The organism is Mesorhizobium sp. Root102, from assembly GCF_001425625.1.
In the GTDB taxonomy this organism is placed as follows: Bacteria; Pseudomonadota; Alphaproteobacteria; order Rhizobiales; family Rhizobiaceae; genus Mesorhizobium.
Genome location: NZ_LMCP01000044.1, coordinates 317,100 through 337,531 on the forward strand (window position 1 = coordinate 317,100; position 20,432 = coordinate 337,531).

Annotated in this window: 16 protein-coding genes; 9 read left to right on the forward strand and 7 right to left on the reverse strand. The window is 59.7% G+C overall.

Annotated features, from left to right (window positions below; translation table 11 throughout):
- Positions 1-30: 30 nt before the first annotated feature.
- Both ASD12_RS26180 and ASD12_RS34445 read right to left on the reverse strand, forming a co-directional pair.
- Positions 31-1,332 carry an HlyD family secretion protein gene (locus tag ASD12_RS26180; protein ID WP_082525689.1) on the reverse strand — a complete coding sequence of 434 codons (1,302 nt, stop codon included), beginning with the start codon at positions 1,330-1,332 and terminating at the stop codon, positions 31-33.
- A 383-nt stretch (positions 1,333-1,715) separates the two neighbouring features.
- Positions 1,716-2,243: a hypothetical protein gene (locus ASD12_RS34445; protein WP_056593322.1), complete on the reverse strand. Its 528-nt coding sequence runs from the start codon at positions 2,241-2,243 to the stop codon at positions 1,716-1,718.
- Between the two features lie 207 nt (positions 2,244-2,450).
- Between ASD12_RS34445 and ASD12_RS26190 the strand changes: the two genes are divergently transcribed.
- From ASD12_RS26190 to ASD12_RS26210, 4 genes are all read left to right on the forward strand, one after another.
- Positions 2,451-3,623 carry an efflux RND transporter periplasmic adaptor subunit gene (locus ASD12_RS26190; RefSeq protein WP_056593325.1) on the forward strand — a complete coding sequence of 391 codons (1,173 nt, stop codon included), beginning with the start codon at positions 2,451-2,453 and terminating at the stop codon, positions 3,621-3,623.
- Entirely contained in the window at positions 3,620-6,760 is a 3,141-nt protein-coding gene (locus tag ASD12_RS26195; protein ID WP_056593328.1) for an efflux RND transporter permease subunit, read from the forward strand. Before ASD12_RS26190 ends, ASD12_RS26195 begins: the two co-directional genes overlap by 4 nt.
- Positions 6,761-8,112: 1,352 nt before the next feature.
- Positions 8,113-9,021 (forward strand): hypothetical protein, encoded by a 909-nt coding sequence (locus ASD12_RS26205; RefSeq protein WP_056593334.1) that lies wholly within the window; start codon positions 8,113-8,115, stop codon positions 9,019-9,021.
- Between the two features lie 237 nt (positions 9,022-9,258).
- A complete protein-coding gene (locus ASD12_RS26210; protein ID WP_156398657.1) occupies positions 9,259-9,591 on the forward strand; it encodes a hypothetical protein in 333 nt (110 codons plus the stop codon).
- Between the two features lie 410 nt (positions 9,592-10,001).
- Here the strand turns inward: ASD12_RS26210 and ASD12_RS26215 are convergent, their stop codons facing one another.
- Positions 10,002-10,175: a hypothetical protein gene (locus tag ASD12_RS26215; RefSeq protein WP_156388899.1), complete on the reverse strand. Its 174-nt coding sequence runs from the start codon at positions 10,173-10,175 to the stop codon at positions 10,002-10,004.
- Between the two features lie 271 nt (positions 10,176-10,446).
- Between ASD12_RS26215 and ASD12_RS26220 the strand changes: the two genes are divergently transcribed.
- A complete protein-coding gene (locus ASD12_RS26220; protein ID WP_056593343.1) occupies positions 10,447-11,505 on the forward strand; it encodes an AraC family transcriptional regulator in 1,059 nt (352 codons plus the stop codon).
- Between the two features lie 25 nt (positions 11,506-11,530).
- On the opposite strand, the gene ASD12_RS26225 is transcribed toward ASD12_RS26220, so the two are convergent.
- The 3 genes from ASD12_RS26225 to ASD12_RS26235 form a co-directional block, all read right to left on the reverse strand.
- The gene (locus ASD12_RS26225; protein WP_056593345.1) at positions 11,531-12,469 is read right to left on the reverse strand and encodes a 2-hydroxyacid dehydrogenase; all 939 of its coding nucleotides are present in this window, start codon (positions 12,467-12,469) and stop codon (positions 11,531-11,533) included.
- A gap of 304 nt (positions 12,470-12,773) precedes the next feature.
- Positions 12,774-14,300, reverse strand: a complete 1,527-nt coding sequence (locus tag ASD12_RS26230; RefSeq protein ID WP_056593348.1) for a Do family serine endopeptidase — start codon at positions 14,298-14,300, stop codon at positions 12,774-12,776.
- Positions 14,301-14,567: 267 nt separating this feature from the next.
- The gene (locus ASD12_RS26235) at positions 14,568-14,864 is read right to left on the reverse strand and encodes a hypothetical protein (protein WP_056593351.1); all 297 of its coding nucleotides are present in this window, start codon (positions 14,862-14,864) and stop codon (positions 14,568-14,570) included.
- Between the two features lie 639 nt (positions 14,865-15,503).
- Here ASD12_RS26235 and ASD12_RS26240 point away from each other — a divergent pair.
- The 4 genes from ASD12_RS26240 to ASD12_RS26255 are packed head-to-tail and all read left to right on the forward strand — an operon-like array spanning position 15,504 to position 19,718.
- The gene (locus ASD12_RS26240) at positions 15,504-17,948 is read left to right on the forward strand and encodes a PAS domain-containing protein (protein WP_056593354.1); all 2,445 of its coding nucleotides are present in this window, start codon (positions 15,504-15,506) and stop codon (positions 17,946-17,948) included.
- Positions 17,945-18,592, forward strand: coding sequence for a response regulator (locus tag ASD12_RS26245; protein ID WP_056593357.1), 648 nt, complete (start codon positions 17,945-17,947; stop codon positions 18,590-18,592). The genes ASD12_RS26240 and ASD12_RS26245 overlap by 4 nt, the downstream gene beginning before the upstream one ends.
- Positions 18,589-18,978, forward strand: coding sequence for a response regulator (locus ASD12_RS26250; protein ID WP_056593359.1), 390 nt, complete (start codon positions 18,589-18,591; stop codon positions 18,976-18,978). The genes ASD12_RS26245 and ASD12_RS26250 overlap by 4 nt, the downstream gene beginning before the upstream one ends.
- Before the next feature lie 2 nt (positions 18,979-18,980).
- The gene (locus ASD12_RS26255) at positions 18,981-19,718 is read left to right on the forward strand and encodes a response regulator transcription factor (RefSeq protein ID WP_244482979.1); all 738 of its coding nucleotides are present in this window, start codon (positions 18,981-18,983) and stop codon (positions 19,716-19,718) included.
- A 304-nt stretch (positions 19,719-20,022) separates the two neighbouring features.
- On the opposite strand, the gene ASD12_RS26260 is transcribed toward ASD12_RS26255, so the two are convergent.
- Complete coding sequence (locus tag ASD12_RS26260; RefSeq protein WP_056593362.1) at positions 20,023-20,241, reverse strand: hypothetical protein; 219 nt, start codon at positions 20,239-20,241, stop codon at positions 20,023-20,025.
- Positions 20,242-20,432 lie beyond the last annotated feature (191 nt).

A 20,432-nucleotide genomic window follows, 5' to 3' on the forward strand; every position in this document is an offset into this window, starting at 1 on the left:
AGGCTGCGCTGGCCTCGGCAGGAGTGCTGCTCATCGAACTGAAACCGTCGGAACCACCGAGATCCCAAGCGGCAGCGGACGCTTGGGATCGAGCCCGCTGTCGATGACGATCTTGACTGGCACGCGTTGGACGATCTTTACGAAATTGCCGGTGGCGTTTTCGGGTGGGAAGGCGGTGAACTTCGAGCCGGACCCCATCTGCACACTGTCGACATGGCCATGCAGGTCGAGCCGAGGATAGGCATCCACGTCGATCTTCACGCTCTGGCCGGGCCGCAGACCATCAAGCTGGTTTTCCTTGAAGTTGGCCGTGATCCACATGTCCGGCGGAACGATCGAGAAGATCTGCTGGCCAGGTGTGACGTAGTTGCCCATTTCCACGTTGCGCCGGGTTATCCAGCCATCCTGTGGCGCCGTCACGACCGTCCAGGAGAGGTTGAGTTCGGCTTGATCGAGCTGCGCTTGAGCCTGCTCGACTTTACCGTTCAGCTGTTCGACCTGCGTATCGCTCTGGCCGATGTGCTGCTCGACCGGTGAACTCAGCTGAACCTGGGCTTCGGCTTGCGTGACTTGCGCTTTGCTTTGGCGCAGCGCCGCCAACGCGGCATCGACCTCCTGCTGCGTCGTCGCGGCTTTCGGCAGAGTGCTCTGCCGGTCATAGTCGGCCTGGGCCTTTGTCAAATTGGCCTTTGCAGTCAGCAATTGAGCCTGGGCCTGTTGGAACAGGGCGGGGAAATTCTTGCGAGCGATCTCGGTCGCCAGCCGTTCCCCCGCAGCTTGCGCCTTGGCGCTGTCCAGGGTGCCCTGCGCCCGGTTCCGCTCGCTCATGTAGGAGCGCGGATCGATATGGATCAGCGGATCACCCCTGTGTACAAATTGGTTGTCCGTCACGTCCAGCGACACGACGAGGCCCGAAACCTGCGGCGCGATGGTGACAACCCGCCCATCGACATAGGCGTCATCCGTGCTCACCAAGTTGCGGGTCGCGTACCAGTAGTAGGATCCGCCGAGGACAAGAGCAGCCAGGACAATGAAACCGATGATGAAGACGGCTGGCCGGCGGTTTCGGTGTCCGGTATCTGAACCGCCTGGTCCGCGCACGTGCTCGCTTGCGACGGTCGCCTCGGGCTGCTCGTTCGCCGGCAGCGGGCCTCCAGGAGCTTGTTGGCCATGATCGCCTTCACCAGGGCGGCTATCGGCGGTTATGGGGATAGTGGAGTTCGGAACGCGAGCGATCGCAAATGTCTCACCGATAGGGGCGCTCGCCGGCGGCGGCACCTTGGACCCGCCACCGGCTTGGCGGAGTACACTGATCCTGGCGGTCTGGGACATCGGGCGCCTCTCTCATGCGAACTGACCTGAGACGTTTCCCGAAATCGTCGATTTCGCCTGTAGCAACCGCTATCCGTTTGCAGGACCGCTCAAACCCCTCGGCGCAAGCCAGGTTGCCATGCTGGCCCGCTGTCTCGCCTTCTGCCCACATTAAAGTGCCAGCGACCATGCGATCCATCCCGCAAAGGTATACGGGAATGAAGTAGAAGTCTGAGTGGCTCATACATTGGTTTGTAGCCGAGACGACGAACCGTCAAATGCTCGGGGTCGGCGTGCGAATAGGGAAATCCGGCCGCCTTTACGGAAGAGCGCTTCCCCCTCCATCTGCCATCATCTCCGATCTGACCGGGCGAAATGCGTTCCAACGGCCCAACGACGTTCCTTTACGCATGCCTCACCTGGACATACGAAACGACGGTAGTTCCAATGCGAAATGACAATGATGTTGCGATGCCAATCTTGCCGATCGCCATTGCGATCGCTCTCTTGTTCAGCGGGCCGAGCCTGGCGCAAGTCAGCACGACCACGCCGCCAATAGGAATGACCTCGCCCCTCTCTGGCATTGGTTCGCCCCTCAATCCGGTTGGTATTCCGCTGGGCGCGGTCGAACTCGATCCTGGTGGCTTGACGACGCCTGGCTCTGTAATCACGCCCAATTCCGGGTGTACCAATTTCCTGGCGCCTGGTGTTCTGGCGTCACCTTCCGAATTTGCCGGAACGACCTCCGCCCTCTCCACTTTCGATGGCGGAGGCGTTGACGGAACCACGACCATGAGCGGGACGTCTTCTGTGAACCCGATGCCTTCAACAGCATCGGGCACCTGCAGCACGACGGCGTCGAGCGCGTCGCCTTCCGGCACCACATCGATACTATCCACCACCACGGGCACATCGTCTGGGACATCGTCCATGGGTGTTGGGATTCCGCTGGGGTCTTCGGAACTCGGCAATTTGGGAGTGAGCCCGATAATTGGCATCCCAACACCCGAATTAGCCGATCCGGTGACAAGCCCACTGGTAACGGTTCCAACCTGCGGCAGCACGGGCGTGACCGGCACAAACACGCTGTTGGCGTCCGGCTGCTGAAAAAAGCGATCCCGTCTTTGTAGGAGCCTTCGATGCGCAAGCGACCCGTCATTGTTGCCGCGCTGCTGATTTTGATCGGCGGCGTTGGGGTTGCAGCCAAGCATGTCTACGATCCTTCCGAACCCGCGGCAGCCTCTGTTCCTCCGCCGGCGGTTCCGGTCGTTGCCGGCGAAGTGGCCAGTCACGACGTGCCGATCTACCTTCGTGGAGTGGGAACGGTGATCGCCTACAACAACGTGGTGGTGCATAGCCTGATTTCAGGACCGATTACGAAGATCGCATTCACGCAAGGTCAGACAGTGAAAAAGGGCGATCTGCTGGCGCAGATCGACCCAGATCCCTATCAGGCACAAATCGATCAGATTACCGCGACCCGCGATCGCGACCAGGCGCAACTCGTCAACGCGCAGGCAAATCTGGACCGCTACACGCCACTGCTGGCGAAAGGCTTTGCAACGTCCCAGCTGGTGGCCACGCAGAAGGCTCAGGTCATCCAGCTCCAGGCAACAATCAAGGCAGACGAGGCTCTGTTACAAGCCGCCCAGATCAATCTGAGCTACTCCCGTCTGACCTCGCCGATCGACGGTGTAACGGGTATCCGGCAGATCGACGAAGGCAACATCATTCATCCGACCGATACTTTTGGTCTGGTCGATGTTGCGCAGGTCCAACCGATCTCGTTGATCTTTACGCTGCCCGAGGACACGCTCCCACAAATCCAGCAGCAGATGGCCAAGGGGCCGCTTACGGTCTTTGCGTACAGCCAGGACGACAAGACCAAGCTCGACGAAGGCAAACTCCTGCTTGTCGACAACCAGATCGTCCAGACGACAGGGACCATCCGCCTCCGGGCCACGTTTCCGAACGCCCGGAACCAACTCTGGCCCGGAGCGCTCGTGAATGCGCGTTTGCTTCTCGATACCCGCACTGGGGGACTGACGATCGCAGGGTCGGCGGTGCAGCAAGGTCCGAACGGCTCCTATGTTTACGTGATCGCACCTGATGGAACCGCGCAGATGCGGCCCGTCACTGTTGCACAGTTGAGCGGGGGGCAAGCCCTCATCGATTCGGGTCTCAAGGCCAACGAAACGGTCGTCGTCGACGGACAGTACAGGCTCGTGCAAGGCAGCCGCGTTCAAGTGCTGGAGGGCAAAGCCGCTGATGAAGCCGCCCTGCAAAGCGCAGTGCAGCAAGCGATCCCGTGAACGTCTCGGCCCCTTTCATTCACCGGCCGATCGCGACAAGCCTGCTGATGGCGGGTCTGCTGCTGTGTGGGCTCGCCACCTACCAGCTTCTACCAGTCGCATCGCTGCCGAACGTCAACTTTCCTACGCTTCAGGTATCAGCGCAGTTGCCTGGCGCCGATCCCGAAACCATGGCGTCGTCGGTGGCCACCCCGCTTGAGCAACAGATAAGCCAACTCCCTGGCGTGACCCAGCTGACTTCGACCAGTGCGCTTGGCAGCACACAGCTCACCATTCAGTTCGACCTCAGCCGCAGCGTCGACAGCGCGGCGGTTGACGTGCTGTCGGCGATCAATGCCGCCAGCCCCTTCCTGCCGCAGGGCATCCCCTATCCGCCAACCATCCGTAAGGTTAATCCGGCGGATACGCCGATCCTGGTGCTCGCACTGACATCCGATACCTTGCCGCTGACGACGGTCGATGCCTATGCGGAAAACATCCTGCTGCCGAAGATCTCGCAAATCTCCGGCGTGGGTCTTGTAGGCATCGGCGGCCAGCAGAAGCCGGCGATCCGTGTGCAGATCAATCCACAGGCGGCCGCGGCTCGCGGCATTGGGCTTGAAGATGTTCGCAACGTGCTCGGCGAGGCCAATGTCGATATTGCGAAGGGCACGCTCAACGGCCCGCGTCAAACCTTCACGCTCAACACCAACGACCAGCTGCTCAAGCCTGCCCCCTACAATGATATCGTCGTTGCCTATCGCAATGGCTCGCCTGTGCGCATCCGCGACATCGGCACCGCGATCGACGGGCCGGAGAACCAGTTTGTGGCCGCCTGGTTCGGCAAGAAGCCCGCCATCTTGCTGGCTATCCGGCGTCTGCCCGGTGCCAATGTGATCGAGACGGTTGGCCGCATCCAGGCCCTGTTGCCCCAACTACAAGCCTCGATCCCGCCCGGCATCAAGGTATCGGTCGTTTCGGACCGCACACAAACCATCCGTGCCTCGGTCGAGGACGTGCAGTTCACCTTGATGCTGACCATCGCCCTGGTGGTGATGGTGATATTCCTGTTCCTGCGCAATTTCTGGGCAACGGTCATTCCCGCAGTAACCGTGCCCCTTTCGCTGATCGGCACCTTTGCCGTGCTCTATGTGTTTGGCTACAGTCTCGACAATCTGTCGCTCATGGCCTTGTCGATCGCGGTCGGCTTCGTCGTCGACGATGCAGTCGTGGTGATCGAGAACATCGTCCGCCACGTCGAAGAGGGCCTCACCCCGATGCAGGCTGCGCTAAAGGGCTCGGGCGAAATCGGGTTCACCATCGTTTCGATTACGCTGTCGCTCATCGCGGTGTTCATTCCACTATTTCTGATGGGGGGCTATGTCGGCGAACTCTTCCAGGAGTTCGCCGTGACGGTGAGCGTTTCACTGATCCTGTCGCTGGTGATCTCGCTGACGCTGACGCCAATGATGTGCGCGCATCTACTCAGGCATGAGGCCGACATCAGGCACGGGCGGCTCTATGATATTTGCGAAAGCGGCTTCGACGCGCTGCTTGGAGTGTATGAACGGGGCTTACGGATCGTCCTGCGGCACAGTTTCGTTACGCTGCTCGTCATGCTGGGAACGATTGCCATCACCGGCTATCTCTACCTTGTCATCCCGAAGGGTTTTTTCCCGCAACAAGACACCGGCTTGATTATCGGCCTCACCGAGGCCGATCAGGACATCTCGTTCCCGGCAATGGCCGAGCGCCAGCAGGCGATAATCGACACTGTGCTGAAGGACCCGGCCGTAGCATCGGTCGCAGGCTCGATAGGAGCGACTGGCGGGAGCACGCTCAATCGAGGGACAATGTACATCGCCCTTAAGCCCAACAACCAACGTGACGTCAGCGCCGATCAGGTGATCAGCCGTCTATCATCCCAACTCGCCAAGACCCAAGGCATAACGCTCTACATGCAAGCGGCGCAGGACATCACTATCGGCGGTCGCGTTTCGAAGACGCAATATCAATACACTCTGGCCGATGCCGATTCCAACGAGCTCAACCATTGGGCGCCGATCTTCCTCGACAAGCTTAAAGGCTTGCCGGGAATCGTCGACGTCGCCACCGATCAGGAGAATGCAGGACCACTACTCGATGTGACCGTCAATCGCGAAGTCGCGTCGAGTTTCGGCATCCTTCCATCGACCATCGACAACACGCTCGATGATGCCTTCGGCCAGCGCATCGTCTCCACGATGTTTACCCAACTCAACCAGTATCACGTCGTTCTCGAGGTCAGCCCGGAATTCCAGTACGGTCCAGAAGCGCTCAAGGATATCTATCTGAATTCTTCGACAGGACAGCAGGTGCCGTTAAGCGCCCTGGTGACCAGCGTGACCAAGGCCGCGCCGATCGTGGTCAACCATCAAAGCATGTTCCCGGCGGTCACGATCTCCTTCAACCTGAAACCCGGGGCGGCGCTCGGAGATGCGGTTGCCGCTATCCAGCAGTTCGAACGCGATGCCGGAACGCCCGCTTCGCTCGCAACCAGCTTCCAGGGTAGTGCGCAGGCCTTTCAGTCGGCGCTCTCAGGCACACCAATACTGATCGGAGTGGCGCTGGTGGTGATCTACATCATCCTCGGGGTGCTCTACGAAAGCATAATCCATCCGATTACCATTCTGTCGACGCTGCCTTCGGCCGCTATCGGCGCCTTGTTGTTGCTGATGGCGGTCCATATGGACTTCAGCGTCATCGCCATGATCGGCGTTATCCTGCTGATCGGCATCGTCAAGAAGAACGGCATCATGCTTGTCGACTTTGCGCTCCAGGTCGAGCGGAGCGAAGGTCTCAGTCCACGGGAGTCGATCTACCGCGCTTGCACGATACGTTTCAGGCCGATCCTAATGACCACCATGGCGGCGATGCTGGGCGGCGTGCCGATGATGCTGGGCTCCGGCGCCGGATCGGAAATCCGCCAGCCGCTCGGCTATACGATCGTGGGTGGCTTGGTGCTGTCGCAGATTCTCACGCTCTACACGACGCCGGTGATCTACCTGTATCTTGAGCGGCTCAGTGAATTCCTGGGTGCCTTGCGAGGCGCGAGCACACTGCCCGTGGAACCCGAGCAAGGCGAACTCTTCTCCGAAACGACGCACCCAGCCGGCTAGGCTGGAGGTTCAGGTCCCGTTGTCGGGGGGTATGAAGCAGTAGACGGTGTTCCCAGCCGCGCAAATGTGGGCCGTTTCGTTCCATGAGTAGGGGTGTTCAGGAACCCTTTTGGGCGGCTCGATCGGCGTCCATACTCCATTGAGTTTGCCCCACCACTTTCCCCCCTCGAACTTGGCGACCGTTGGCCGACAGTCGCCGCCGTTGCAGCATGAGCCACCCAGCGTGTTATGCATCCCTCTGTAGATGTTGTGCCACTTCTCGTGCCCCTGGCCGTAGTTGCCCTCGGGCGGGCCAGCCGGGGCGTGGGAAGTGTGGTCCTGAGCCAGTGCGGGGCTGGCCACCAGCAGGAAAACCAGTAGGCGGAAGTCCATCGCTCAACATCCTCCATTCGGTGTTGTGGGTTGTCTCATCGAAACATTCCCGAGAGCAAAAATAGTACTGGTGAGGTAGTTCCACCTCACACGCGCAGCTTAGACATTTCATTCGTTGCTCCTTCTCTTCCCTGGAAGCATGCATTGGTTTTGCCATCGGCTTGAATCATCCATTGGTATGGCTGCGCAAGCTAATTGGTGAAACGGTTACTTATGGTGTCCTGCCGAGTAGATCAGACGCAACGGGCGAAACTCGAACTTGGGCGGCGTTTGCGAAAGATATTTTTTTTGCTTGAGCGCAACACTCGACGCTCGATCACGGGGATTCAACGCATGGCGACCAGGAAGTCGACGCGGCCCTACAAGTCCTCTGCCGGAGGTTGGGGCGTGCTGCGGGCGACCGGCCTTGCCCGCACAGAGCAAGGCATCGCAATGGGCGCTGTCCGGCTCGGGTGCTTCTTGCCCCTGGGTCGCGGTCGGCATGGTTCGGTGCCTGGCTCCGCGGTTCCTGCCGACACAGGCCCGCTCGACTCGCCGGTCATCGACGCGCTGTCATGGCACGAGCGTCTCGGTAAGTCGCGCTGGTTCGAACTCTTTGCCGTGATGGCACCGCCCTGTCTTTTCGCCGTGCTCGCGGGCAGCACCACGGACGCGGGTGCCAGATCGTTTTTGGTTTGCCTCGCCATCTATTCGGATGCGCTGATCGCCTTGCTTTGGTTTGTAGAGAAAGACGATGTCCAGACTGAACCGCCCCTGTCTCGTGCGCGCCCCTGCCGGACGGTCCGATCCGTGAAGGGCCAAGGGGATCGTCCCCAATTCCTGCAGTCAGTGGATGTAAGCGAAACCCATGGACGACGAAGCGCTCGGCATCGGGCGCTTCGAGGTGATCGAGGAGGTGATCGAGGCCGAATCCTGGATCACCGTCGCCCTCGATTGCGAGCGCCTGGCCTGACGGGTCAATTTTTCGGTAGGAGAGTGGGATGGCTAACCGGGCCTGGCACCTGACGGTGCCCAGCTTTTTATTGTCTCTCGTTGCAAGTTCGGAAGCATCGGCGTCCTACGTTGGGGACCGCTTCTTACCCTCGACTCTGGCGACCGTCGTTCCCACCCCGGCCGATTTCGTCAATTTTCCCCAATTGACGCAGTTGCCTGACACCGCCTCGCGCGAGGTCGATTTTCCTTTCTCCTACAGCAAGCTCATCACCCCGGATTGGTCGGTCTCGTTCACCGCGAACTACCGCATGATCGATCAGAAGGGGAGCGCACGGGCGGGCTTCGACGATCTGGTGCTCGGCACACAGTACGAACTCTATTCCAGTGCCGAGCATGAGTTCGTGCTCTCGGCAGGCGGCACGCTGGCGCTGGGCGGCACCGGATCGTCCGACATCGGTGCCAAGTCGTTCTCCGTGCTGACGCCGACCGTATACGTGGGCAAGGGCTTCGGCGATCTGTCGGATTCTATGGCGTGGCTGCGACCGGTCAATGTCACCGCGACCCTCGGAGTCGCACTGCCAACCGAATCCGCCACCGTGACCGGCACCACCTCGGTCGACAACCCAGACATCCTGCAATGGGGCTTTGCCCTGGAATACAGCCTGCTCACCAATTCACATTCCGCAGGCAAGGGGAATGCTCATCGCTTCGCCGAGGGTTTGGTGCCGCTGGTGGAATTTGCGATGCAGACGCCGCTGAACGGACCGTCGGCCGGAGAGACCGCGGGCACGATCAATCCTGGCGTCATCTGGGTGGGCGAGTACGCCCAACTCGGGGTAGAGGCGATCATTCCGATCAAGGAGAGCTCGGGCCGCGACATCGGCGTGCGTGCACAGCTCCACTTCTATCTAGGCAACATCTTTTCGAACGCGATCGGAAAGCCGATCTTCGACTGATCGCGCGCCGCGTTGTGTATGAACAGACCAGGATCCTCAGCGGCCAGAGGCCAGGCCGCCATGCGAGGGCCTCGGATCAATCCGACGACGAGGGGCGCCCTGGTCTTATGCCCCGCATCACTTCTTGTTGGTCGAATTATACTCCAATGCTATGAAGATAAACAATTACAGCCACGTCGGATGTGTTTCGTATACTGCCGCGAGACGCGTTTCAAAACCTATGTAAACGTCACCGGCATGAGCGACAATTCTGTCGCCAATTCGAGTTTCGCCGGCTGCGCAACAGAACAACAGGTGAAACACATGAGCTCTCTTCCAATCGCGGCTGCATTAGCGGCAGTCCTCCTGTCGACCGCTTGGGCCGCCGCCGCAGGTTCGCCTCCGGGACACACGCAGGTGAAGTTCAATCACGCCGAACGAAAAACGAACAGCAACCACTCATCGTTGCCGCGGCCCGTTCAAGAACCGACAAGCAGATCGGCCAAGAAGCCCGTATCGCAGCTCGATAACGACGGGGACAAGTATCCCTCGACCGATTCCGGCCTCTTTTCGGGCATGAACGGGTTTTGATGCGAAGGCGTCACGCGACGTGGTGATTGCGGCTGAGGCTGCCTTGACCGCGCCGTCGACTTGAGTTGGCCCCATCTGTGACAGAGCTTGGCGAACTGCCGACAGCGCTGTCCATTCCTTCCTGTCCGGGACGTCGCTAAGAGGCGGTCGAGCGCCCGTGGCGACGTCGGATATCTGTCTTCGAAATCGCGCGACACATCGCGCCGCAAGCAGGTCGCATCGCCGAAGGTGTCGACGCCGGCAACACTTCGGCGATCGACCGTAAATCGGCTCTGCTCGGGAGGCAGGAGAAAAATGGGCCGATGACAGCATGTCATCGGCCCAAGAACTCGAGCGGTGAGAAACGCTCCTGGGGGGAAGAGCGCCTTCACAATCGATCGGCGGGCGAGGGAGGGGAGAGGCCCGCAGGATCAATCTGGCACGAGTTGGAGCGCTGCCACGATGGTGGACGGAAATGGGATCGAAACCACCGATCGCAGCGCCGACTTGAAGCCTAGCGCTTCTTGCTGCCGGTGCTTCGTCGTTCTTGCCGGCTTTGCATCCAGCTTGCGGATTTCGCGCGGAACGTCAAAAGTCCAGGCCATGCAGGGATCCTCGTTCAGGGTCATCAAGACGTGACGTCCAGTAGCGCAAAATCGACCAATCACCTGGGATCGGCCGGGATTAAAGAACCGGCCAATTGGTCCGCGCGGCACAAGCACCATTACTATCGATCGCGATGTCCAATCACAAACCAAAGTATGAGTGGTTCAAACCAATACTCTATTACCGCCGACGGATGTAGGATGGGATAAATCATCGCCGGCGCCTTAGGCTGACATCAAATGGGATAACCCGAAGGATGTGCGCCAAGCCATGTTGATGAATCCTGCCTCCAGCGACATCGATACACTCGCGATTGCTGCCTTCGCGGCCAATGCTCGGCGGCCGGAGCAAAGGGGACCATTCCTGTCGGCGGATTGGCGTGCTCCGTTCAACGGCGGAAAGGCACACCGTACCAACTCCGTGGCGCATGCGCAGTTTTGGCGCCGGAGTGCCGATGGGGCCGACTACCGTGTCGAGATATCTTCAGCCGACGCCGTGAGTAGTCGCACGGCGATTTCGGATGGGATAGTTGCCGAGGTGGTCCAGGCCGCCGGCCATGACAAATTCGAATTCCGGTTTCGCGCGCCCATGCACTTGCTGGTGGTCTACGAGCAGGGGACGCGGCGAGATGGTGATACCTTCGTCGAAGGTTTGCCCCGATCGAAACTGCGGGATTTTGGTCGCCGGCTTACCTTGGTGCCCGCCGGTTGCGAATATCTTGAATGGCATGCGCCGCGGACGTTTGCGCGTCTCATGTTTGTCTATCTTGATCCTGCCAAGCTGCAAGTTCCGTTCAACGCTGGCATGACAGATGTGACGTTCGCGGCGAAGCTTTTCTTTGAGGACGCAACGCTTTTGGGCACGGCCCTCAAACTGATGAGGTCGCTAGAAAATCCTACCCCGGAGAGCCGGTGCTACCTGGAAGCACTGGGCATCGTCCTGGCTCATGAGCTGATCCGTTTCCACGAGGGGACGCCGAGAGCCGAACCTCAGCTTCGAGGCGGGCTTGCGGCTTGGCAGCAGCGGGTGGTCACGGCGCATATCGAGGCGCATTTGGGCGAACCGGTACCGCTCGCCACTCTCGCGCAGCTTGCCAGGTTGAGCCCATGCTATTTTTGCCGTGCCTTCAAGCTGTCTTTTGGGATGCCTCCGCATCGGTATCTTACCAGCCGTCGAATCGAGCATGCCAAAGGTCTCCTTGCGACGCGCGCTCATTCGGTGACGGACATCGGATTGACTGTCGGATATAGCGAGACCAGCTCATTCACGGCCGCTTTTCGCAAGGCGACCGGCCTGACGCCGAGCGCCTACCAGCGGAGCCTAGTCTAAGTCTAGACCACAGGACGCCTTGGGATCAGGCTGCGGCCTCAACGGGGGTTAGCACGGGCTCTCCATCAAAGAAGGCGTCGAGGTTTGCACGCACGAGCGTCCCCATGCGGCTCAGGGCCAAATCGGTAACGCCGGCAATGTGTGGCGATAGAAACAGGTTGGGAATGTCAGCCCAGCGCCTGGGTGAGGCCGGCTCATCCTGGTAGACGTCCAGCGCGGCAGCTCGCAGCGCACCGCGCGTGAGCGCATCGATCAGCGCACTCTCGTCGACTAGCGATCCTCGGGCCACATTGACGATGGCGCCTTGGGAGCCAAGCGCCTGCAGCACGCTCGCCGAAATCAGTCCGCGGTTGCCCTTCTTGGCGGGCGCGGCGACCACCAGCACATCACTTGCCTGTGCAAGTCCGAGAATGCTCGCTGCCTTCGGCCAAGGGGTGCCAGGCTTGTCATGTGGCCCCCACCACGAAGTCACCATCCGCAGCACATCCGCCCTATGAGCGATCGCACGTCCGATGCTGCCCAGTCCAACGATGCCGAGCCGGAGCCCCGCGACGGAACGCGTTATCATCTTCCGGCCTGATCGCCATTCGCCGGCGCGAACCCAGCGATCGCCGGTGGAGATACTCCTGTAGATGTTCAATATCTGCGCGATCGCAAAGTCGGCCACGTCCTCGTGGTTGACGTTCTGGGCATGCGTCACAATGATGCCGTGCTCTCGGGCCCAGTCCACATCTATTCCGTCATAACCCGTGTTGAAGCAGGCTATCAGGGCAAGGTTCGGCAGGACCTGCAGAAAGTTCGTATCAAATGGACGGCTTCCGTCGACGATCACGGCACGGGCGGAACACGAGCCAGCCTCCGAAATGGGAGAGGCAAGCTCGACGATTTGATACTTGGCTCCGAGCATGTCGCGTAGAAACGGCGCGAGATATGGGTGCGCCAGAGCCACCAACTCCTTTTCCATCACAGACTCGCCTCCGATTGGGGATCTCCAAGCGTCGGCAAGTTTGGCTGATCTTGACCGATCTGCGAATAATCTTGGAGCGCTGGCCGAAGGATACATCAGATGGATCAGGCCCATACCCATGGATTAGGCGCTGTCATCGCTCTATGCGCTGTTCGGGCCGGGTAGCCGCGAAAGCCGACGGCTCGGAGTTCTTACGGCGCCGACGGCTGCTGCACGCGAGCGCATCCTCGTTCTCGACGGCGCCCTAGGGCCGCCTGGCAATACCGTCGTCCCGGCGGTTTTTGGCATCGCACACGTCATCTCAGCCGTTACCGGACGGCACAGCGATGAAGGTCTGCCGTTCGCCACGCTTGATCAGCAGCAGCACCGACTTCTTGCTGGATTTTGTTGCGGCACTAATGGCCTGGCTCGTCTCCTTGGCAGTCTGTACCGGCACGCGATTGACCGAGACGACGATGTCGCCCAATTCAATGCCGGAGGTGGCTGCCGGCTCGTCCGGATCGATACCCTCGACCACGGCGCCGCGCACCTGCGAAGGCACATTCAGGGCCTGGCGGACGGTTTGATCGAGGTCACCAAGCGCCAGACCGAGTGTTGGAAAACTGGAATGCAGCGGCTGGGAAGAGTTGATCGCGGCCACCTGTTTGACGCTGTCGTCATTGCCGCCGACGACCACCGACAACGCAACTATCTTCCCATTGCGCCAAACGGACATCGCCTCCCTTTTCCCCGGCAAGAGATCCGCCACGGCTCGAGACAGGGTCTTGGGCTCCTTGATGGTTTGACCGGCAAATCCGGTGATGACGTCGCCGGTCTCGATGCCCGCATGAGCGGCGGGCGATCCATCGCCGACATGAGCGACCAAAGCACCCTCAGGCGTCGGCAGACCGAGGGCGCTGGCGAGGTCGGTTGTAATCGGCTGCATCTCGATGCCGAGCAGCCCATGTTCGATCGAACCGTTCTTCACCAGCTTGGCGACGATCTGTCTGGCCTCATTGGAAGGGATCGCAAATCCGACGCCGACGCTGCCGCCATTGGGTGAGTAGATCGCGGTGTTGATACCCACGACAGCGCCGCTGATGTCGACAAGAGGCCCACCCGAATTGCCGTGGTTGATCGGCGCGTCGATCTGAAGGAAATCGTCGTAGGGACCACTGTTGAGGTCACGCCCGCGGGCGGAAACGATTCCCGCAGTGACTGTCGTTCCGATGCCGAACGGATTGCCAATCGCCAGAATCGGGTCGCCTGCCCTGAGTCCGTCGGAATTACCCCAGGCTACAGTGGGAAGGGGCTTCCCAGCCTTTACTTTCAGGACCGCAAGGTCCGACTTTGCGTCGTGGCCGACAAGGGTCGCCGGCAGCTCGGTTCCATTATCAAGCGTCACCATGATATCCGAAGCTCCGTCGATGACATGGTTGTTGGTGACGATGGTGCCGTCTGAGCTGACGATGAAGCCGGAACCAAGGGCCTCTGCCAGTTGCGTCGCTCCTTGCGGTGGAGCCTTGGGTGCCGGGATTCTCCGATTGCCGAAGAATTGCGGCAACCGCTCATCGGACGACAGACCGCTGTCTGAGGGTTGAGTTTGATCATCGGGCGCCGATGACGTTTTCATGATCGATGTGATCGTCACAACCGCCGGCTTGTCGGCCGCCACGATCGGAGCATAGGAGGTGGCCGAGGCGCCAATGGCGGAGGCAACCGGGGACGAGCCCGCTTGTGTATCGGCCAAACTCGCGTTCAGAGCGACCCCAGCGGCGAGCGGCGTTACGAAGACGGCGGAGAAAAGCAGCACGGCGCGGTGCCTGCGGGGGATGTTGAAAGTTGACATGATCGCGATCCGTGCGAGGCCTTGGTCCTGGCGCCGTGGCGTGTTCCTCGTGCGGAACCGTCTATCCGGCGTATGGCCGATCGGATGCGCTAGCCTCGCTGATGAACTTCCGATCGCGCCGATTTACTTGAGCTGGTGCCGGTTGCCTCCGGGTTGTCTTCTTGTTTGCAAGACTGGCCGTCACTTGCGGGACGACGCGGTTTCTTTCTAGAAAGATCGGCCATTTCGATTTTGGAAGTGTCTCCTCGCTGGAGTCCGCATTGGGCTTCAGTCAATTTTGGCCACTTCAGCTGCCTGATCTGGGATCAAGAGCACCCGGTAGGTCGTGCCCTCGCACTTGAGCAGGTAAGCGGTCTGATTTGGGACGGACTCGGCCTCAATGCGATCCGCAGAACTCGGATTTTTGCAAGGGAAGCCCTGGCTTCGCACTTGGTCGGCAACGACAGCAGTCACGGTGTCCTGGTCCTTGGCTGTGGCGGTCGCTACAGTACCGGCGAGACAGATCGACAAAAAAACGCCGGCGCCAATGGATGAAATCCGCAACAGCGCTCGATTACAGCCCATTTGTAGTCTCCTCGTCATATTTCCCCGGCAACCGCTTCCGCGGAAAATCGATGGCTTCGACCTTGGAAGCCGTGCGTCGTAGGCGGTCACGATGTGACCGACTCCAACAGGTTCGCTGCCGCCAGCGGCTTTGTCCCCAAGTCGACGGATACGACGTTCATCTGCCCGACATTCATCTGCTTGCCACTCGGGCCGTCTTCGATTGGGCGCCTTCCATCATGATCGACAGCAGCCTACGGGCTGGTTTGTGGAACGGCTTTGTCTGCTTTGCGGCTACTGGCGCTTCCTTGCGGTTATCACCCTGGTCGCAGAGTGACCTATCGGTGGATGCTGCGTGTCCAGTCCGGGTCTGTCGGTCCCGAGGGATGCTCGGCAGACCGGTGTCAGTTCGGCCGGTGCGCCGGGGATCCACGTATCTGAGCGTCACCTGGTGCTGTCCGCCCAGTTCACGGTGTTACGGCAGCGGCGGGCGACCGGCTGTCTATCACATCTTTCCATTATGCCTGGGCGGCATTCAGTTCTGATATAGTGTGGTAGAAGTCCGACATCTCGGGGGACCGATTGTGTTGTCTTCTTGCGAGGCGAGGCCCTGATGCCGCTTGGCTCGGCAGCAGTGGCCGCGCCGGGAGGTGTCCAAAAATGAAAGCAATGCCGCCGCTGCGGAAGTATGGCTCGACAATAGCCATTTCCGGCGCTGGCTTGTTGGTGTTCTGGCTGTCCAGCGAACTGGCAGCGACCGCCGGACCGAGTGTTTATGTGCGTTCGGCTCTCCTCGCCGCAACGGCGATCTTGACCGGGGTTTTCATTCAAGGGCCGCAAAGGCAGGGTGCGTTGGATCGCACTGGGTATGACGCGCGTGAGTTCTTGGAGGGCATTCCCGGACTGGCATGGATCGTCGACACGGAAGGCCGGTTGACCAAGGGGAACACGAGCCTTCGGGATTATCTCGGCGCCGTCGACACCAGCAATCTCCATTGCCGACAGGTTATTCATCCGGAGGACTTCGACCGAACTGAAGGCCTCATGTCGCAATGCCTGGAGAATGGCCAGCAATTTCATGGCGCGTACCGGCTTCGTCGCCACGATGGCACCTATCGCTGGTTCCGTGTCGCGGCTTGCCCCAGGCACGATCGGGACGGCGAGTTCATCGGGTGGTGTGGAATCCTGCTCGATATTGATGACCAGAAGGTCGCGGAGGAAGCCCTGCGCGCGACCGAGCACAGTCTCCGGTCAATACTCGACAACATCCCGGGGCTGATCATAACGGCTGACTCCGAAGGCAATCAGGACTACGCCAACAAGACGCAAAGGGACTATTTTGGACCGGATCTCTTCGATCTGAGTGGGCTGGGTTTCCTCAGCATCATTCATCCCGACGAACGCGACGGCGTTGCGGCAGCGCGGGTCCGTAGCATTCAAACCGGCGAGCCGATGGACCGCGCGTACCGCATGCGGCGATACGATGGCGTATACCGCTGGTTCCATGCGCGCGTCGAACCAATCTTCGACGAAGATGGCAAAGTCGTATGCTGGTGCGGCCTGTTCACCGACATCGATGATTTGAAGAGAGTGGAACGGGCTTCGGAGATCAAAGAGTTTCAGCTCCAGCGGCTGATCGACGCTCTTCCGACACTGGTCTGGTCCGCCCACACAGACGGGTCCACCGAATTCTTGAACCGGAGATGGCTCGAATACACGGGGCTGTCGCAGGAGCAGGCAACGGATTGGAATTGGACTGCCGTCATACATTCGGACGATCGAGGCCGGCTTGTGGAATACTGGCGATCTCTCCTGGCGGCTGGTGCGCCGGGCGAGATCGAGGCACGGCTGCGCCGCTTCGATGGCCAGTACCGCTGGTTCCTTTTCCAGGCCGAACCAGTGCGCGACGCCTCCGGCACTGTGATCCACTGGTTTGGGAGCAACACCGACATCGACGATCGCAAGCGGGCCGAAGAGGCATTGCGAGCCAGACAGTATGAACTCCAGCAGCTTGTAGACACCATACCGACACTCGTCTGGTCGGTTACTCCCGAAGGTGAACCAGCCTACATCAACAAGCAGCTGGAAACCTACTATGGCCGCAAGATCGACCACAGCCAGCCCAAGGAAGGCTCCAAGCTGGACGGGGCACTTGGACGACTTATGCATCCCGATGACGTGGAAGCTGTAAAGGGAAACCTGATGCAATCACTGAAGACCGGGGAGCCTTTCGCCATGCGGTACCGCAACCGCCGGGGCGATGGCGTCTATCGTTGGGTTGATAACCGCGCCCAGCCCCTACGGGACGACGATGGCCGCATCGTGAAATGGTATGGCGTCATCATCGACATCGATGACGAGATGAGAGCACATGATGTCGTTCGTGCGACGCAGGACAAGCTTTCGCGCGCTTCGCAGCTTGCGAGCCTCGCCGAGCTGTCGGCATCGATCGCGCATGAGGTCAATCAGCCCTTGGCGGCTGTCATCACCAACAGTCATGCCTGCCAACGCTGGTTGTCGGCGGATCCTCCAAACCTCCAGCGGGCACGCATTACCGCGGAGCGAATGGTTCGCGATTCCATGGCAGCTGCCGAGGTTGTCGACCGAATACGAGCACTCTTCAAACAGACCGCTTCGTCCAGAACTTCAATCAATCTCAACGAGGTGATCGGCGAGGTGCGTCAGTTGATGTTCGATGAAATAATCTCGCAGGGCATCTTCGTTGAGGCGGATCTCGATGCGGGCCTGCCGCCAGTGCTCGCGGACCGCGTGCAGATGCAGCAGGTGCTGGTCAATCTGGTCCGCAACGGGATCGACGCAATGAAGTCGACAATCGACGTGTCGAAATCACTGAAGTTTGGATCACACCGCTATGGAGAGAATGCGATCCTGGTCTACGTCCGCGACAACGGCGACGGAATTGCCGAACCAGAACGAATTTTCGAACCGTTCTTCACGACGAAGGCGGGGGGGATGGGTATGGGCCTGGCAATCTGTCGCTCGATACTGGAATCACACGACGGCCGGCTTTGGGCAGAGAGCATCGAACCAAGGGGAACGGTGTTCTCGTTTACGCTGCCGATCCAATCGGGCGACGCCGCATGACCCAGGACGACTGTATCGTTTTCATCGTTGATGACGACCAGCGCATATGCGAGGCGCTGTGCGAGCTTCTGGCGGCAAGAGGTCTGGCTTCCGTCGCCTTCAACTCGATTGCCGACTATCTGGCTTTTCCCCGGCCGGACCTGTCCGGTTGCCTGATCCTTGATGTCGAACTCCCGGACATCAACGGGCTGGAATTCCAGAAACAGACCGACCGAGAGCAACATCCGCCTATCGTCTTCATCACCGGACACGGCGACATTCCATCTTCTGTACGCGCCATCCAGCGCGGTGCCGTGGACTTCCTCACCAAACCGTTCAGCGAAACCGAGTTGATGAAGTCCGTACACACGGCGATCGATCGGGATTGCGGCGTCCGCCTGGAGCGGGCCGAGCTTGTGACGCTACAGCGCCGCCTTTCCTCCCTGACCTCTCGCGAACGCCAGGTTCTGCCGCTGGTCGTCAGCGGTCTGCTCAACAAGCAGGCGGCCGCGGAACTTGGGATCAGTGAGGTGACGCTGCAAATCCACCGCGGCAAGATCATGCACAAGATGCAGGCAGCATCGCTGGCCGATCTCGTGAGGATCGCCGAAAGGCTGCAAGTACCAGTAACCCATTCTCGGCGCGCGGGAACATCTTCGAAATGAATGCTGCACGGAAATCAACGATCGCGGTTGTCGATGACGACGTTCGGGTCCTTGAGTCGATCGAGGACCTCCTGGAGTCGGCGGGGCACTCGGTTCGTTTGTTCTCATCCCCTCAGTCTCTCCTCGAACGCGACGTGTTGCGTAAGATAGATTGCCTGATTGCCGATATCGGCATGCCAGTTGTCGACGGCTTCGAGCTTCGCCGGCGAGCGCGAAATGTGCGGCCCGACTTGCCCGTCATTTTTATTACGGCGCGCCATGAAGCCGCAGACCAAAGGCGCGCGGCTGCTGAAAGTCATCACGGTTTCTTTCGAAAGCCCTTCGATGCTTCAGCACTGCTTGCGGCGGTCGCCCTGGCCGTTTTGGCCTCATCCCGAGGGGAGTGATGATGACAAGTGATCTGATGATCCGAAAATATGAACGCCTGCTGCGGCCGACGCAGTCAGTGGCTGCCCCCATCTATGCTCGGACTCCCCAAAATGCGTTCGTCTTCATCGTTGAAGACGATGTTTCGATGCGCGAAGGGCTGGTCGATTTGTTGGAATCCGTCGGTTTGCAGAGCGAGGCGTTCTCGTCTCCGACCGAGCTGTTGAACATGGAATTGCCCGACCTTGCGAGCTGCTTCGTGCTGGACATTCGTATGCCCGGCATCAGCGGTCTCGACTTTCAGGCCCGCCTTGTCGCAGCCGGCGTCCGTATTCCGATCATATTCATGACCGGCCACGCCGACGTTCCGATGGCGGTGAGAGCCATGAAGGCAGGTGCCGTCGACTTTCTGACGAAGCCGTTTCGCGAACAGGAAATGCTGGATGCCGTCACAAGAGCCATCGAGCTGGACGGCATGCGCCTCGATCGCAGTCGACAGGCGATCGAGACATTCACCCGGTTTCAGACGCTAAGCGAGCGCGAACGCGAGGTCATGGATCTCGTGACGGCAGGATTGATGAACAAGCAGGTTGCCGGAAGGATTGGCGTGGTAGAATCCACGGTCAAGATTTATCGTGCTCAAGTCATGAGAAGGATGGGCGCGCAATCCCTGGCAGACCTGGTCAGGATGGCCGAACTGATGCGCTCTGCGCCTGGTCCCATAACCAGTCTCAGTGCTATTCTGGATAGACCTAAGTAGTAGACCAACCCGCCGATCGGACACGAATCTGCACCAAGCCACAATGGAGACTCGGACATGCTTCCTTTATCCTTGCGTTTTCTCCGCAGCAGCGCGTGGAACGACATTGTAATCGATCGCTGTCGAAGGGGGCTTAGAGCGGGGGCATCGATGTCGGAGTTGCAGGGCATTGTCGACTGGATCGTAGCCGAAGAAGATTGCCGTTCGTTGTCATTCGCTCATCCGGTTTGCTCGGCCATGGCTGTCTCCAGCGCGCAAGGCTACCCGAACACACTTTCCGTATTTTCTCGATATCGAAATCGATTTAGCGCGTTTCAAGAAGCGCTACGGCGAGTTTGAGCGGGCGGTCCGCTCCCAACTGCCACAGGAGCATTTCCAATGCGACGATCAGAAAGAGGCTTGCCAGCGTCAAATGCAATACGGATTTGCGCGAGCAAAATCTCTTACCTTCGACCTCGCCTTTCAGCTTTGAACGGACCTCGGTGCCAAGCCTCATCAACAAGCACTCGCGCATGGATTCCATTTTGCCGCCTACGAATTGTAGTTTCTTCGCGACGCGCGGCGCAGCCCCGGTTGGTGGCTCTCGTTCGCTACTTCCTTCCGACGCCGCTCGACCTGACCCCGCATGGCGGGTCTTGACAAGCTAAAGGTCGTGAAAAGATGCAAACAAGGCCGACCGGATCTTTGAGCATCAGAGTGCCGGGAACCGGTTCG